Source organism: Paenibacillus lacisediminis, from assembly GCF_046567315.2.
The window spans coordinates 204,968-220,502 of the sequence record NZ_JBKIAX020000007.1 but is presented as its reverse complement, the minus strand read 5'-3'; the positions used below and the strand labels follow the sequence as shown (position 1 = coordinate 220,502).

At 50.0% G+C, this 15,535-nt stretch carries 10 protein-coding genes; 1 reads left to right on the top strand and 9 read right to left on the bottom strand.

From position 1 onward, the window contains the following. Positions 1–51 precede the first annotated feature (51 nt). The 9 genes from ACLD72_RS15875 to ACLD72_RS15835 form a co-directional block, all read right to left on the bottom strand. Entirely contained in the window at positions 52–1,350 is a 1,299-nt protein-coding gene (locus ACLD72_RS15875) for an ABC transporter substrate-binding protein (RefSeq protein ID WP_410996724.1), read from the bottom strand. 282 nt (positions 1,351–1,632) lie between these two features. Continuing rightward, on the bottom strand, positions 1,633–2,655 hold the full coding sequence (locus ACLD72_RS15870) for a LacI family DNA-binding transcriptional regulator (protein ID WP_410996722.1): 1,023 nt from the start codon (positions 2,653–2,655) through the stop codon (positions 1,633–1,635). 78 nt (positions 2,656–2,733) lie between these two features. Continuing rightward, a complete protein-coding gene (locus ACLD72_RS15865; RefSeq protein WP_410996720.1) occupies positions 2,734–3,297 on the bottom strand; it encodes a delta-aminolevulinic acid dehydratase in 564 nt (187 codons plus the stop codon). Positions 3,298–3,329: 32 nt separating this feature from the next. Beyond that, positions 3,330–5,747, bottom strand: coding sequence for a beta-glucosidase family protein (locus ACLD72_RS15860; RefSeq protein WP_410996718.1), 2,418 nt, complete (start codon positions 5,745–5,747; stop codon positions 3,330–3,332). Between the two features lie 118 nt (positions 5,748–5,865). After that, complete coding sequence (locus tag ACLD72_RS15855; RefSeq protein ID WP_410996717.1) at positions 5,866–6,882, bottom strand: glycosyltransferase family 2 protein; 1,017 nt, start codon at positions 6,880–6,882, stop codon at positions 5,866–5,868. Positions 6,883–6,928: 46 nt separating this feature from the next. Further along, entirely contained in the window at positions 6,929–7,540 is a 612-nt protein-coding gene (locus ACLD72_RS15850; RefSeq protein ID WP_251590859.1) for a hypothetical protein, read from the bottom strand. After that, positions 7,537–9,999, bottom strand: coding sequence for a beta-glucosidase family protein (locus ACLD72_RS15845; protein WP_410996716.1), 2,463 nt, complete (start codon positions 9,997–9,999; stop codon positions 7,537–7,539). Before ACLD72_RS15845 ends, ACLD72_RS15850 begins: the two co-directional genes overlap by 4 nt. A gap of 71 nt (positions 10,000–10,070) precedes the next feature. Continuing rightward, on the bottom strand, positions 10,071–12,998 hold the full coding sequence (locus ACLD72_RS15840) for a glycoside hydrolase family 3 C-terminal domain-containing protein (protein WP_410996715.1): 2,928 nt from the start codon (positions 12,996–12,998) through the stop codon (positions 10,071–10,073). 380 nt (positions 12,999–13,378) lie between these two features. Beyond that, a complete protein-coding gene (locus ACLD72_RS15835; RefSeq protein WP_410996714.1) occupies positions 13,379–14,260 on the bottom strand; it encodes a LysR family transcriptional regulator in 882 nt (293 codons plus the stop codon). A gap of 140 nt (positions 14,261–14,400) precedes the next feature. Between ACLD72_RS15835 and glf the strand changes: the two genes are divergently transcribed. Continuing rightward, on the top strand, positions 14,401–15,504 hold the full coding sequence (gene glf, locus ACLD72_RS15830; protein WP_410996713.1) for a UDP-galactopyranose mutase: 1,104 nt from the start codon (positions 14,401–14,403) through the stop codon (positions 15,502–15,504). The last annotated feature ends 31 nt before the right edge of the window (positions 15,505–15,535 follow it).

The following is a 15,535-nucleotide window of genomic DNA, read 5'->3' as shown; positions in this document are numbered from 1 at the left end:
TCAATAGTTCAACTTTTTAACCCTGCCTGCAGTCCAAACCGTCCATTTTCTTTATTTGCTTAATGCTTCGAGATCACTTTGGATGGTGTCCAAAGCCGTTTTTATATCGATATGTTCCGACAGCGCCGCATGGATATTACGTTGAATCGAATCGGAAACTCTAGAATAATGAGGAGACATCGGTCTTGCTTTCCCATTCATAATAATGTCATAGAAATCCGCGTAGAATGGATTCGCTTTCAAAACTTCGGGATCTTGATAAACCTCTTTTAATACCGGCGGTTGGGCGGCGATCAAATTCATTTTCTTCTGTACGCTTTCGCTGGACAAATATTTGATAAAGTCGACGGCAGCCGCTTTATGCTCGTCATCGATGGAGTTATTGATCACCAAATTCAGACCGCCTAAAGTGGAATGCGCTTCGGTTCCTTTAGGACCAACCGGCAGAGCGGCAACGCCCACTTTATCCTTTACTTTGGAACCTTCTTTGTTGGCTTGGCTCCAGAATCCGGACCAATCCCGGATAAAAAGCGCTTTGCCGTCCAAGAATACTTGCTCACTTTCCGGCTCGGTATAAGTTGTTACACCTTGAGGAGCATAGTTTTTGACCATATCAAGCATGATTTGCGTCGCTTCGATATTATTTTCCGAATTGACAACCGGTTTGCCTGATGCATCCAAGATCTCTCCACCGTTGTTGGCTACATATTCAACCCAGTTGCATACCAACGCTTCGGACAGAGCCGCTTGAAAAACCCCTGTGTATTGAACATCGTTCATGCCTTGCACTTTGCTTTGCAGATCCATCCAGCCTTGATACGTAGTAGGAGGTTCTACACCCAATTGATCAAGGACGTCTTTACGGTAAAAGAGAGCGCTTGCATTTGTAAACCACGGAAAAGCGACAAGTTGACCGTTGTATGTTGCCGTTTCAATGGTACCCGGCAAATATTTATCCTGCGTTGCTTGATCAAAATACGGAGTTAGATCGGTTAACCACCCGGCAGCCGCGAACTCTGCCACATAGACGACGTCCAAAGCCATAACGTCCACGCTTTTATCGCCGGAGGCCAGCTTATTCACAAAATCATCGTGAACCACATTGGCGTCCTGCGGCAGGATTTTCGTTTTGACAACGTACTGATCCTGGCTTGCGTTGTATTCATCAACAAGCGTTTGCGCCGGCTGCCCGATTCCTTGGTCAAACGAAAAGGTGATGGTCACCGGGTCTTTTGTGCCGTTTGTTGCCGGCTCCGTTTTGGCCGAATTCCCGCCGCATCCTGCCAACGAAAAAACAAGAGAACCCGCAATTAAAGGCAACCAAAATTTTTTCCCTTTTAACAGTGTCATGAAAGTACCCCCATCTAAGTATAAATTGCTAACCTTCTAATACAAAAAAACAAATAGGAAACGCTTTCTTGAATGGCTAAAAAAATTTATCCCCCTTTAAAATCATCTTTAGGAAAACCTTTTCCTGCTACTCAAAAAAATAACTCTCATTTTTACCCCTAATCCCCCCCTTATTTCCTCAGAAGCAAGGTTTTCCGAATCAATTTCAGGAAAACCTTTTCCCGATGTGTGTATATTATACCTCGAATTTTTGGTAAAAATCAATAGAAATTTTGCACCTTTTCAAAGAGATATTTGGCGCACACTAATTCTTCTTATAATTTTATGCGGAATAAATTGGGTTTTTGGTATAGCTTGCTGCTTATGGTGAATCAGCTTGAACAGAGTCTTCACGGCTTTTAGCCCCTCATCAAAATACGAGATTCGAACCGTTGTCAATTCGGGACTGAAATACTTGCCGAACTCCAAGTCGTCAAAACCCATAATGGAAATATCCGCAGGTACCGAAACCTTCGCATTTTTTAAAAACCGGATAGCCCCAATCGCCATAACATCGTTGCATACCATGACGGCGGTTGGCAGAACATTATTTTCTTCATATATTTTTCTCATGCACTCATACCCGGATTCGAAGGAAAAGTTCCCATGCTCGATATAAGAATCCGGAACTTCAATGTTCTGTTCTTTCAGGGCCAGCTCGTATCCTTTTAAACGTTTTTGTCCAGAGGAATAGTCGTTTTCCGGTCCGCCTATAAAAGCAATTTTTTTATGCCCGTTTTCAATTAAAAAAGAAACCGCATCATACGTAGCCTTCACATTGTCATGAATAACCGTATGAATAACCTCGTCTCCTTCCGAAGCTTCTTGGGTGACCAGCACGATGGGGTAATCTCTCCTTTTCATTTCTTCCACCAGGGTAGAATTAACGTCGACTCCCGCAAACAAAACCCCATCAACCTTTTTATTGGCCAATACCCCCAGCAATTCAATTTCCTTTTCCTGTTGTCCCCCCGATTCACATACCATTAAAGTATAACCTTTCTGTTGGCAGAAACTGTTAATCCCCCTGGTCAAGGCACCGAATACCGGATTTGAAATGTCCGGAACGATGATCCCGATAATGTTGGTTTGATTCATGATTAAACCTCTGGCCAAGGAATTCGGCTTAAAGTTTCTTTTTTGAATTACATCATTTACTCTTTTTTTCAGCTCCGGACTAACCGCTTTGGAATTATTGATCACTCTGGAAACGGTTGCGACCGAAACCTGGGCCTCTTTGGCAATATCTTGAATCGTAACAGACATGACACCACTCCTAAAAACTCACTATTTGCTTGTAATCGGATTTTCCGAACACATACTAATTTTGACAACATTGAAGTATTAAATCAACGTGGAACTTTTGTACAGCCGGTACATCGGCAGCTCCTCGCTCATCGTTATGGCCAGGGCGTAAGCTTCTTCCCCGCTTTTTCCGTGCTGGATCATTTCATAGAAAAACCGTAGCACGAACATGAGCGCATCATTCCCGTCCGGATAATCGTCCGGGCCGATATAGATGTGGCAGCCGCGCTTGAGAAACGCCCGGGCAAACTCTGGATCGCCGAGCGTACACCCGTTGCCGATCACGATTTTCCCGTCCAGCTTGGCATAGCGTAAAATCTCGGCCGCCCCGAAGTCTCCTTGGGGTTCCCCTTCCTCGTAAATGTCCTCGCCCAATTCCGGCATGATGAATTTCCCTTCATCGCCATGAAAACTGAGGACGATCATATCCGTCCCGGCGTACAAATCTTCGCCCGACAGGACGGAAATCAAATCATTGGGCCGGCCGATCCAATACGTAAACACCCGTGCGCCAAAAAGCTCCAGCGCGGCCCGCACCGCCTGCGTTTCCATATCGCAATCCGGCCCGCATACCAATGCAATGTTCATTACAGGCTTAGACATCCCAAACCTTCGCTCCTTCCGCTTATTTATCGTTATTTCGCTTTTGCCCGCTTTAGCTTTCTTTTTCTTTCTCTTAAATAATGAGCCAGCCCTTTAAAGAAATGTCCGTTGGCAATCAGCAAAATCCCGTCGAGCATCGGCATGTTGACGACGCCGCCGGTCATTCTGGCGATTCCTCTGAACGGCATATGATAGACCGACATCATGATCAGATTCGCCGTGCTGCGTTTGCCTATCTTTCTTAGAAACCAGTAAGCAAACACGATGGTATGATAGGCCAACCGGGCAAATACGCCCTTGGCATACTGACATTGCTCGATCGTATCGTTGTACCCGAGCGGTTTGGCGCGGTCCCAGTTGGGAACCGGCACCTTGCGTCCAATCAGGGTTTCGAATTCCGCGGTGCCGACGTCGGCGATTTGGCCCGAATAATAGGCCGGAAGCTTCGCCTTGTTATAAGGCGCAGGCGCGCCCGTACCCGCCACAAACAAGGTATCGGTCAACCGGATGTCTGCGCTCGAGGCGCCAACCATGATGGTGTAGTCCGCTTCTTCGATTTCCCACCCGTTTGTTTTTACGTTAAAATAGCGGAACGTCTTGTCGTCAAACGGAATATACACCGTCTTGGACTCGCCGGCATTAATAAATACTTTGACAAACCCCTTTAATTCTTTGCGGGGTCTGAATATTTCTCCGGAATTGCAGCCGACGTAAAGCTGCGCGACTTCCATCCCGGCAACACCGCCGGTATTGGTCAGTTTGAACGTGACCCCCGCCTTATCGATTTGCAGGCCGGAGTACTCAAACGTCGTATAACTCAGCCCGTATCCAAAAGGAAATAGGACGTCGACATCCGCCGTATCGTAATAGCGGTAACCGATATAAACGGCTTCCCTGTACTCCGCGCTGGCTTCATTGCCGGGAAAATAGCGGGAGGACGGGGTGTCCTCATAACGAAGCGGATACGTTTCCGCCAGTTTGCCCGAAGGATTGACGTCTCCCGACAACACCCGCAGGATCGCTCTTGCCCCGGCCTGTCCGCCCAAATATCCGTGCAGCAGCCCTTTCACTTTATCGATCCACGGCATAGCCACGGCGGAACCGCAGGAAAGAATCGCCACGATATTCGGGTTCACCCTGTGCAAAGCATCCAGCAGCTCAATCTGATTGTCCGGAATCCCCATGCTCTGCCGGTCCAGACCGTCCGCCTCCGTCACTTCATCCAGACCGATATATAATAGAACGACGTCCGCTTGCTCCGCAAGGGCGCAGGCTTTGCCGATTTTTTTCCGGTCCTTCTTACCGTAGCGCTCAAAGCCGGGTTCATAGCCGATGCTGACGATGCCCGACTGCTCAAAACAATCAAGGGTATGATCCAAAATAGTCGGGTTGACGATTGAGGAACCTGCTCCCTGAAACCGGGCGTTTTCCGCAAAATCGCCGATCACCGCCACCTTTTTACCAAACTTGAGCGGCAAAATATTCCCTTCGTTTTTCAGCAGCACGATCGACTCTTCCGCCACCTTCTGGGACATCCGGTGATGATATTCCACATTAAACTCCAAATGCGGCCGCTGAAAAGCCTCTTCGCTGGTAAAAACCAGTTCAAGCAGCCGGTCCACGTTTTCGTCCAGCACTTCTTCCCGGATTTTTCCGCTGCGAACGGCCTGGACAATCTCCTGATCGGTCTCGCCGGCGGTTGTCGGCATTTCCAGTTCATTTCCGGCCAAGAGTCCTGCCACCCGGTCGTTGCTTCCGCCCCAATCTGTGATCACAACCCCTTGGTACTCCCACTCGCCGCGCAAAATATCCTGCATGATATGTAAGTTTTCGTTCGTGTAGGTACCATTCAATTTATTGTAAGAAGACATGATCGCCTTCGTTTTGCCTTCCCTCACCGCAATTTCAAACGCGGTCAAATAGATCTCCCGCAGCGTTCTTTCATCAACGATGGCATCGATCGACATCCGCCGCTTCTCCTGATTGTTGACGGCAAAATGCTTAACGCAAGCGGAAATGCCCTGCGACTGAATGCCCCGAATGTACGCCGCCGCCATTTTCCCCGCCAGATAAGGATCTTCGCTGAAATATTCGAAATTCCGGCCGCACAGGGGATTGCGCTTCATGTTGACGCCGGGACCCAGCAGGACGCTGACTTTTTGCGCGATCGCTTCTTCCCCAAGATACTCTCCTACGGTTTCTCCCAGTTCAACGTTCCAGCTGTTGGCCACCGTCGCGGCCGTGGGATAACAAGTGGCAGGGACGCCTTCATTAAGGCCCAATTTGTCCGCCGCCACCGCCTGTTTCCGGATTCCGTGCGGTCCATCGGCAAGAAATATACTTTGAATGCCAAGGCGCTTAATGTCCTGGGTCTGCCAAAAATCTTTCCCCGACATTAAAGACGCTTTCTCTTCCAATGTCATTTGTGCAATGATCTCTTTGTATTTCATCTTTGGTTCCTCTTCTGTATGATGGACGGGATATTCAAAGATATTCTACTATAGATTTCCTTCACTTTCTAATCGGAAAAGAAGAAGCAGGACACCCTACAGGCTCCTGCTCTCCTCGTTAGTTAAACCCTACCAATCGTTGCGAAATCTTGTAAGCCCCCACGGAAATGCGGCGGCCGGCCCGTCCGGGCAAATTGATCATTCTTCCCATCAGGCCGTATTTCAGATCCTGGTACAGCTTCATATCTTTATTTTTAATATAGTCCCATAATTCATCTTTCTTCTCAAGATGTTCGTCCGTTCCCGAACGGATCAAAAGAATCACCGATACGACCGTGACGATTTCCAGATGCCTGAACATATAGCGGCGCAGGTTCGGATTTTCGATCATATCCAGCTGCACTTGGTCAATCATCAGTTTATTGACTTTAATTTGCTGATCGATTCTGCGGATCATAATGCTCTCCTGAACCGACTGGCCTTCCCTGCCAATAAAATACCGGTAAAAATCAACGTTGACATAATAGAGCGTTTTGACATGCGCCAGCGGCGTATAAACAAATAAATTGTCGACATAAAAGGTGTGCTTCGGAAGCTCCAACCGGCAATCCCGGAGAAGCTGCGTCCTGTACATCACGGAATGCATCAACATGTACTGGCCTTTGCGAAAACACTGGATATCATCCCACGTAAAAATCCGGCCTTCCGGAAGCACATCATCGTATTTCATGATTTTTCTGTACTTCTTGCCTTCTTTTTCATAGACGAAATTGCTGACCAGCATGTCCACATGTTGATCTTCCCGGGATAAACCGCTTAGGGTCTCCAGGATTTTCAGATATGCCCGGACATCCACCCAATCATCGCTGTCGACGACTTTAAAATATAAGCCCGTTGCATGCCGGATCCCGGCATTGACCGCTTCCCCGTGTCCGCCGTTTTCCTGATGGATCGCTTTGACGATCCCTGGGTACCGGGCTGCGTACTCGTCCGCGATTTGCCCGGTCCGGTCCGCCGAACCGTCATTGACGATCAGCAGCTCCACCTGCTCTCCCCCAGGCAAAAGAGATTCAATGCAGTACTTCATATAGTCTTGCGAGTTGTAGCAAGGAATTACCACGGATAATAGTTTCATTAACTCACACTACCTTTAAGAGGTTGAACTCACACTTTAACTGTTCCTACTTTTCGGGTTCCTGTTTAAAAATGATTTTGAAAATCGGGAAAAACACCCAGAACGAAATGGCGCTGTTGATAATCATCGTAATCACGTCGGCTGTCGTCTCGCCGGTGGCGCCCCATCCCCACGTGTTGATGAACAGGTTGTAGATCGGCGCTTTGTAGAAGCCTTGAGCCGCCGCGGCGCCGAGCGTGATCACGATATAAGCGACGACGTACCAAAACGCCGCCTGCCAAATGTTGCTGTTCGATTTGAACGTAATGCTTCTTTGCGCAAAAAAATTGAGGATCTGGGCGATCGCAATCGTGATTTGCACGGCGAGAAAATAGGCCAGACCTCCTCCTCCGCCCGCGGCCAGCGGGCCCGCGGCATAATCGAATACATAATAAAGGCTGCCGTCAAAGTTATGCCCAAACTGCAAAATTTGAAAATTGCTGTTTACTAGAGACGTCCGGGCGAACAGGCTTTTAAATGCGGGCATTAAAAACAACTGCAAGACGGTAATGCCGTTGCTCAATATAAAGAATATCAGAAACTGCGCAATATGGGGATGTTTTTCTTTGTATCTGGCCCAAAGGCCCAGCGGCCTGGCCGCTGTTTTTCTACCGCTCATATTTCTTCTCCTTTTGTGGCTTGGGCTGGCAGGCTTGCAGGCGCTTTGACGCCCTTTAACATCTTGCTTCTCTCTTTCAGAAAATACTTAAGGCCCTTGAAGAAACGGCCGTTAACCATCATTAGGAGGCCGTCCAGCATCGGCATATTTACGATCCCGCCGGTCATTCTGGCAATGCCGCGAAACGGCATATGGTAGACCGACATCATAATCAGGTTGGCCGTGCTTCTTTTGCCGGTTTTCCACAAAAACCAATGGGCAGCATTCATCAGGCGGAAGGCCAATCTGGCCACGCCGCCCTTGGCATACTGGCATTGGGCAATCGTATCGTTGTAACCGAGCGGCTTCGTCCGATCCCACGTGGAAACCGGGACTTTCCGCCCCAGCAGGCGTTCGAATTCCTCCTGACCAACTTTGTTCGCTTTGCCCGAATAATAGGAAGGAAGATTTTCCTTCTCATATGGCAGCGTCGCCCCCGTCCCCTCTACCTCAAGGGTTGCGGTCAGCCGGATATCCGCACTGGAGGCGCCGATCATGATTTCGTATTCTGCGGCTTCGATTTCCCACCCGTTCGTGTTCACGTTAAAATAACGGAACGTCTTATCGTCAAACGGGATCGTGACCGTTTTCGTCTCGCCCGGATCAACGAATACTTTAGCAAATCCCTTCAGTTCTTTATTAGGCCGGAAGACTTTTCCCGATTTGCAGCCGACGTAGAGCTGAGCGATTTCTTTGCCGGGCACGCTGCCGGTGTTCATGATTTTAAAAGTGACGCCATCCCGGTTCACTTGCACGTCGGAATAGACAAAAGTTGTATAGCTAAGACCATATCCAAACGGGAAAAGCACCTCTACCTGCGCCGTGTCATAGTAACGGTAGCCGATATAAGGGCCTTCCCGGTACTCGACGCTGACTTCCTTGCCGGGAAAATGGTGAAACGACGGCGTATCCTCGTAACGGAGCGGATATGTTTCCGCCAATTTTCCGGAAGGATTCACCTTCCCCACCAGCACTCTAAGGATCGCTTTGGCTCCCGCCTGCCCGCTTAAATAACCATGCACCAGTCCTTTTACTTTACCGATCCACGGCATTTCCACCGCGGAGCCGCAGGACAGAACCGCCACGATGTTCGGATTCACCTGATACAAGGCGTTTAATAGTTCGACCTGGTTCTCGGGAAGCTGCATGTTTTGCCGGTCCAGGCCTTCCGCTTCGGTCACCTCGTCCAGGCCGATATATAACAGCACGACATCCGCTTGCTTGGCTAGGTCGCACGCTTTGGCGATTTTCCCCCGGTTTTTCTTGCCGTACCGTTCAAATCCGGGTTCATACCCAACGCTCGTCAAGCCCGCTTCCGCCAAACCATCCAGAGTGTGGTCCAGCACGGTCGGGTTAACGATCGAAGAACCGGCGCCTTGATAACGCGCTTCCTTGGCAAACTCGCCGATGATCGCTACTTTCACGCCATCGTTAATCGGTAATATATTACCTTCGTTTTTCAGCAGCACGATAGATTCTTCGGCAGCCTCCCGGGCCGCGCGATGATGCTGATTTACGTCAATCTGTTGTTTATCCGCCGCTGTCTTAAACACTTCTTCCGTGGAAAAAATCAGCTCAAGCAGCCGATCCACACATTCGTCCAACACTTCTTCTTTGATCTGTCCGCTTTGCACGGCCCGGATGATCTCCGCATTGGTTTCCCCGGCCGTCGTGGGCATTTCCAGCTCGTTTCCGGCGATCAGACCGGCCACGCGGTCATTGCTGCCGCCCCAATCCGTGACGACAACCCCGTCGAAATTCCATTCCTGGCGCAGAATTTCCCGCAGCAAATGAATGTTTTCATTCGTATACTCGCCGTTCAGCATGTTATAGGAGGACATCACCGTCTTGGTCCGGCCTTCCTTCACGGCGATTTCAAACGCGGTCAAATAAATTTCCCGCAGCGTCCGCTCGTCGACGATCGTATCGATCGACATCCGTCTTTCTTCCTGATTGTTGACGGCAAAATGCTTCACGCAGGCGGAAATGCCCTGCGACTGAATGCCTCGGATATAGGCCCCCGCCAGTTTGCCGGCCAGATAAGGATCTTCGCTGAAATATTCGAAGTTTCTGCCGCACAGCGGATTTCTCTTCATATTTACGCCCGGCCCCAGCAGCACATGGACTCGTTGGCTAAGCGCCTCTCTGCCGAGATATTCGCCAAGCCTCTCGCCCAGCTCGGTATTCCAGCTGTTGGCGACCGTTGCGGCCGTCGGATAGCAAGTGGCCGGAAGGCTCGGATTCAGGCCGAGATGGTCCGCCGCCTCCGCCTGTTTGCGAATGCCGTGCGGTCCGTCCGCCAGAAAAATGCTGGGAATGCCAAGGCGCGGAATATCTTGCGTTTGCCAGAAATCTTTCCCCGACATTAAAGAAGCCTTTTCTTCTAACGTCATCTGCTCTATCAAGTGTTCGTGTTTCATCTCCAAATACCCCATTTTAGCCTTCGGGCGGTAGCCGACAAATCAGCTACCGCCTAAAGATCTTATATAATCTATATATTTTGGTTTTGCATTTCAATCGCTTCGATTTTACGGACCTTCCGGTGTGCCACTTTATAGAACCCGAGTGTCAGCAAGGCCAGAAGGATGATGTTGGCGAGACCGAGAAGCAGCAGCCAATACGGATACGGCGCGGCGTTGATTTCCAAAGCTTTGCTGTTCGCCACAGTATAAAGGATGTTGTGGCTCGCTTTGCGCATTGCCTGTTTCCCCGTATTCGTGTCCGTGCTCAGTTTCGTCGGTTTGTCGCCCAGCGTTGTCAGCATCAGGTCGCCCCCTGCGCGAATCGCCCGGTCCACATCCATATGCGGGAACATGTCCCAGTCGGTGATGACCATGCCTCTAAAGCCCCATTCATCGCGCAGCACGGTGGTCAACAGGCCGTAATGTTCGCCCGCCCATGTCGTGCCGATCCGGTTAAAGGAGGACATGACGGCGGTGGTTTTCCCTTGCTTGACGGAAATTTCAAAAGGCTTCAAGTAGATTTCGCGAACCGCCTGCTCATTGGTCCATACGGCCACGCCGTCGCGGTTTGTCTCCTGATCGTTCAGGGCATAGTGCTTGATGTAAGCATATACGCCTTTGGACGCGGCTCCCTGAACCACAAAGGCCCCCATTTGGCCGGAAAGGAAAGCATCTTCCGAATAATATTCGAAGTTTCTGCCCGAGAACGGCGTACGGTGAATGTTCATGGCCGGCGCGTACATCCCGGTCACGCTGTAAACCAGCGCTTCGTTCGCCAGAGCTTCGCCCATTTTTTGAGCGAGCTCCACATTCCACGTCGACGCCAGCACCACTTCGCTCATAAACTGCACGCCGTTAATGCCGGTAAGCAGCGCATTGATCCCGGCCGGGCCGTCCAGATCGGTTGTAGCCGGCTTGTTGATCGACTCGACCGGCTGGGTCGCGTAGCCGCCAAACCCGATTAACTTCGCCATATCCTCAACGGACAGCTGCTCCAGCAGTTCGCCCCATTTCGGATCGTTGTAGTCCAGCCCGGCCATATCTTCCAGTTCCAGGCCGTGTTTGGCCAAGACGATATCCTGGTCGTCCGGATTGTCGGCCACCTGCTTGTTTTCCAAAGCCTGGACCAGTTCCTGCGGAGCATCCTTTTCCGGAGTCCGCTGTGCCGGCAAGGTGCCTTCCCAATCGGCTCTGGACACATAGGTCAAATCGCCGATCGCATCATCAAACACATTCGTTGCCGTGACTTGATCCGAAGCACGTTTGTTGTCACCGCCATAAACCATCGTGTCTTTCACTTCATACGTTCTGGAATCGATCGCCTCATGGGCGTTTTTCATCAGCTTGATTCCGTAGGTTCCCGCTTCGAGTACGTATGCTTTCTCATTCTTGTAGTCGTAAGACGCCATGTCTTCCACCGGGATTTCCAGCGAGACCGTCGCGGAAGCGCCCGGCTCGAGGATTTCCGTTTTATCGAACGCGCCCAGCACGACATGGGATTTTTCAATGCCGCCCTCATAGTAAGGCGGAGTGTAATACAACTGCACGACGTCCTTGCCGGCTGCATCGCCGGTATTCGTCACTTTCACCTCGACGGTAATCTTATCGTTCGTCGTTTGATAGTTCGTAATTTCCTGTTTGAAATTCGTATAGCTTAAGCCGTAACCGAACGGATATTGAACGGCTTTGCGGTACGCCGCCTCATCCACTTGCCCTGTCGCGTTGTCGGCGTAGCGGGTTTCGTAGTAGCGGTAGCCGACGTAAATGCCTTCGGCGTAATTGACGAAAGCGTGGTATTTTTCGCTCTCTTTGCCGAATTTGTCTACGGATTTATGTTTGGTGTTCAAGTACCTGAAGTCGCCCGCATTGTAAAAAGCCGGGGATGTCGATACATCGTAAGCATAGGTGTCGACCAGACGGCCCGACGGATTCACTTTGCCGGCCAAAATGCTGCCGACGCTGTTGTTGCCGGTCGAGCCGGGACCGCCGATCAGCATTGCGGCATCGATCCCCTTATTTCCCAGGAATCCAAGTTCCATGGCATTGCTGGAGTTAATCACCACGATCACCTTGGCGAAATCGCGTGAAGTGACCATGTTGATCATTTGTTCTTCGGCTTCCGACAGCTCAAGATAATGACGGTCTTTGGAACCGCCGTATTCCGCCGTTTCAAATGGCAGGTCGCCGCCTTCGCCGCCCGATCTGGAGAGCACGATAACCGCCACATCGGAAAATTCCTCCGCTTTAGCGAGCAGCTCGTCGCTGAAATCGCTGGTAGCCGGTTCGCTGAGCGTATAGTCGCCGCCGTCCAGATTAAAGGTGTCCGTTTTCTTTTTCTCGGGGGCATGGGCTTTATAGAACTCGGTGAGTTCGCTGTTCACCTTAAACCCGGCCTTCTCCAGACCTTGCTGGATCGTAACGTTCGCGCTTTCGTCGCCCGAACCGGAGCCGCTCCCGCCGTAAATCATTTTTACCGAAGCCTGGCCAAATACGTTGACATTTTTCTCCTTGGCGTTGTTCATATCCAGAGGCAGGGCATGCTCTTTATTTTCGAGCAGCACGATCCCTTCGTCTTCGATTTGTTCCGTAACCGCTTTGGAATCCGCGGAAGCTTTCGCCAGCGCCGCTTCGTCAATCTTCGCTTTGGTCAGGTATTGGTTAACGACAACCTGATACTTGTATACGGCCACGTCGAGGCCAATCACGATGACCAGCCCTAAACTAAGCAGCGCCATCAGCGTTCTTCTTAAGCCTTTTCTCTCTGTTTGGTTCCGTCTCGCCCACATGAAACCGCTAACCAATACAATAATGGAAACAATAACGGCCGCAACGAGCAGAATTTGGATCGTTTTTGCAACCGATGCCATTGAAACGGTTACAACCATACCGATGGCCAGCGCCAAAAATAATGCCGCCCATGCCTTAAAAGTTTTCTTGCCTTTGCCTGACTTGCCCACTTCTTCGCCTCCTATGTAAATAACCGAGTTGCAACAATCATAAAAATTTTGTATGTGCTTTCATGATTGCAAATTAACGGGTACCCTTAGCTAAGGTTACTTCATCGGCCGGCAAATAACTATCAACCAAGCGTTAGGGGGCGGCAACTTTTAGTTTATAGAGGTAATTCAAAAAGTCGTCTTTTGATCACGAAGTAGGTCAGGAAGTATTCTCGACGTCGAATCTTGAATTCAGCCGGGCCTTCCGTTGCTCACGTAGCTCATCCTACGCTCCGCTACTCAGTCCCTAGCTTCATCCAACCTTCTCGGTGCTGAAAAGCCGACTTTTTGAACCCGACACTTATAACGAAAAAAGCCGTTTCGACGGGCGGTTCGTTCCGTCAAAACGACTTGCATTTATCCGTGACATAGCTCTGGAACAAGGCGATGGCTTTCGATTGAATCCCCCTTTTGCGGAATACGAGATAGATATCCTGGGGGATCTTTTCCTTCAATCTGATCCGTTTCAGGTTGTCATTGCTAAGGGAGTCCTCGACAAAATCGATCGAAACGGCCACGGCTCCATTTCGCTCGCACAGCCGGTGAGCGGATATAATATTGCCAAACTCATGGATCACATTGGGGGTAAAGCCCTGCTCCAGGCATTTTTCGACAAACCCGTTTTCCTTCCCGCTTCCCGCCGCTTTAACGACCAGCGCCTCGTTCGCCAGCTCTTTGACGGAAATTTCATCTTTGCCGGCCAGGGGGTGGCTTTTCGCAACAACAACAACGACCTCGCCGCGGACCAGCATCTCAAATTCACAGTCGTCCATCTCTTCGATTCCGATCACTAGCCCAACATCCGCTTCTTCCTGAAAAATCTTCGTCAGGGGATATTCGTCGGGGAATTCTTTTAGCTTGATTTGAATCTCGGGATAATTCGCCGAAAACCGATACAAAAAATCCACCGGCAGCACCGATGAGATCGAATAGGTGATCACCACATTTAAAGTCCCTTTTCGGCCGTTCATGATCCGGATCTCTTTTTTGATGTCTTCGATCAGGTAATGGATATGTTTGGCCCGGGCATGCAGCAGCTCACCGGCTTTGGTCGCCTCCATCCCTCGCGGGCCGCGGTAAAACAATTCGGTTTCCAGCTCCATCTCCAACTGCCTGATGGTTTTGCTGATGCCTTGCGGAGTTATGTACAAGTCCTTGGCGGCCGCCGTAACGCTTTTTTTCTCGTAAACTTTGATAAAATATTCCAATGCTTCGGTATTCATTCCGGCTAGAACCCCCTACATCCCCGTCCCGGACACTCATTAGCCAATAGTATAGCATAAATTTCTTGGCACGCTGTAGTTGGCACCGCGCGATTATGCTAAGATGTGATGGGAGCAAAACATTACGAGGAGTTTCTATCATGTATGATTACTTAATCGTCGGCGCGGGTTTGTTCGGAGCCGTCTTTGCTTATGAAGCCAAAAAAAGAGGCAAAAGCTGCCTGGTCATCGATAAAAGAAACCATATCGGCGGAAACGTCTACACGGAAGAAGTCGAAGGCATTCAGGTGCACAAATACGGCGCCCATATTTTTCACACGAACAGCAAAGCGATCTGGGATTATGTGAACCAGTTTGCCGACTTCAATCGCTATACCAATTCGCCCATCGCCAATTACAAGGGAGAAATCTACAATCTCCCGTTTAATATGAACACGTTCAACAAACTATGGGGCGTCGTCACCCCGGATGAAGCCAAACGGAAAATCGACGAACAAAGAAAAGCCGCCGGCATCACGGAGCCGAGGAATCTGGAGGAGCAGGCCATTTCTCTGGTCGGAACCGATATCTATGAAAAACTGATCAAAGGCTACACGGAAAAACAGTGGGGAAGATCCGCCAAAGAGCTGCCTTCCTTCATCATCAAACGCCTGCCCGTGCGTTTTACTTATGACAACAACTACTTTAACGACACGTATCAAGGCATCCCGATCGGCGGTTACCAGGCCATTATACAAAAGATGCTTGAGGGTGTGGACGTTAGATTAAATGCGGATTTCTTTCATGACCGGGGAGCGTTGGAACCACTGGCCAAAAAGATCGTTTATACCGGCATGATCGACCAATATTTCGAGTACGCCTACGGCGTGCTTGAATACCGGAGTTTGCGGTTCGAGACGGCCGTATTAGGCGACAACGCCAATTATCAAGGCAATGCCGTGGTCAATTATACGGATAGAGAAACACCGTATACGCGAATCATCGAGCATAAACATTTTGAGTTCGGAACGCAGGACAACACGGTCATCACCCACGAATATCCCACAGAGTGGAAGCCGGGAGACGAGCCTTATTACCCGATAAACGACGATAAAAACAATGAAATCTACAAGAAATACAAGGCTCTGGCCGATGCCGAGGCAAATGTGATCTTCGGCGGCCGGCTCGCCACCTACAAATATTACGACATGCACCAAATCATCGGCGCCGCCTTGGCTGCGGTTGATAAGGAGTTTGGGGACTAAGCAACCTTGTATGGTCGTCCAGTACCTTGTT

What these genes read in the sequence shown, in the direction of transcription:
- ACLD72_RS15870 (WP_410996722.1), bottom strand. Translation starts at nt 2,655, where the DNA reads ATGTCTGTTACGATTCAAGATATTGCCAAAGAGGCCCAGGTTTCGGTC.
- ACLD72_RS15855 (WP_410996717.1), bottom strand. Translation starts at nt 6,882, where the DNA reads ATGAAACTATTATCCGTGGTAATTCCTTGCTACAACTCGCAAGACTAT.
- ACLD72_RS15835 (WP_410996714.1), bottom strand. Translation starts at nt 14,260, where the DNA reads ATGAATACCGAAGCATTGGAATATTTTATCAAAGTTTACGAGAAAAAA.
- ACLD72_RS15865 (WP_410996720.1), bottom strand. Translation starts at nt 3,297, where the DNA reads ATGTCTAAGCCTGTAATGAACATTGCATTGGTATGCGGGCCGGATTGC.
- ACLD72_RS15850 (WP_251590859.1), bottom strand. Translation starts at nt 7,540, where the DNA reads ATGAGCGGTAGAAAAACAGCGGCCAGGCCGCTGGGCCTTTGGGCCAGA.
- glf (WP_410996713.1), top strand. Translation starts at nt 14,401, where the DNA reads ATGTATGATTACTTAATCGTCGGCGCGGGTTTGTTCGGAGCCGTCTTT.
- ACLD72_RS15875 (WP_410996724.1), bottom strand. Translation starts at nt 1,350, where the DNA reads ATGACACTGTTAAAAGGGAAAAAATTTTGGTTGCCTTTAATTGCGGGT.
- ACLD72_RS15845 (WP_410996716.1), bottom strand. Translation starts at nt 9,999, where the DNA reads ATGAAACACGAACACTTGATAGAGCAGATGACGTTAGAAGAAAAGGCT.
- ACLD72_RS15860 (WP_410996718.1), bottom strand. Translation starts at nt 5,747, where the DNA reads ATGAAATACAAAGAGATCATTGCACAAATGACATTGGAAGAGAAAGCG.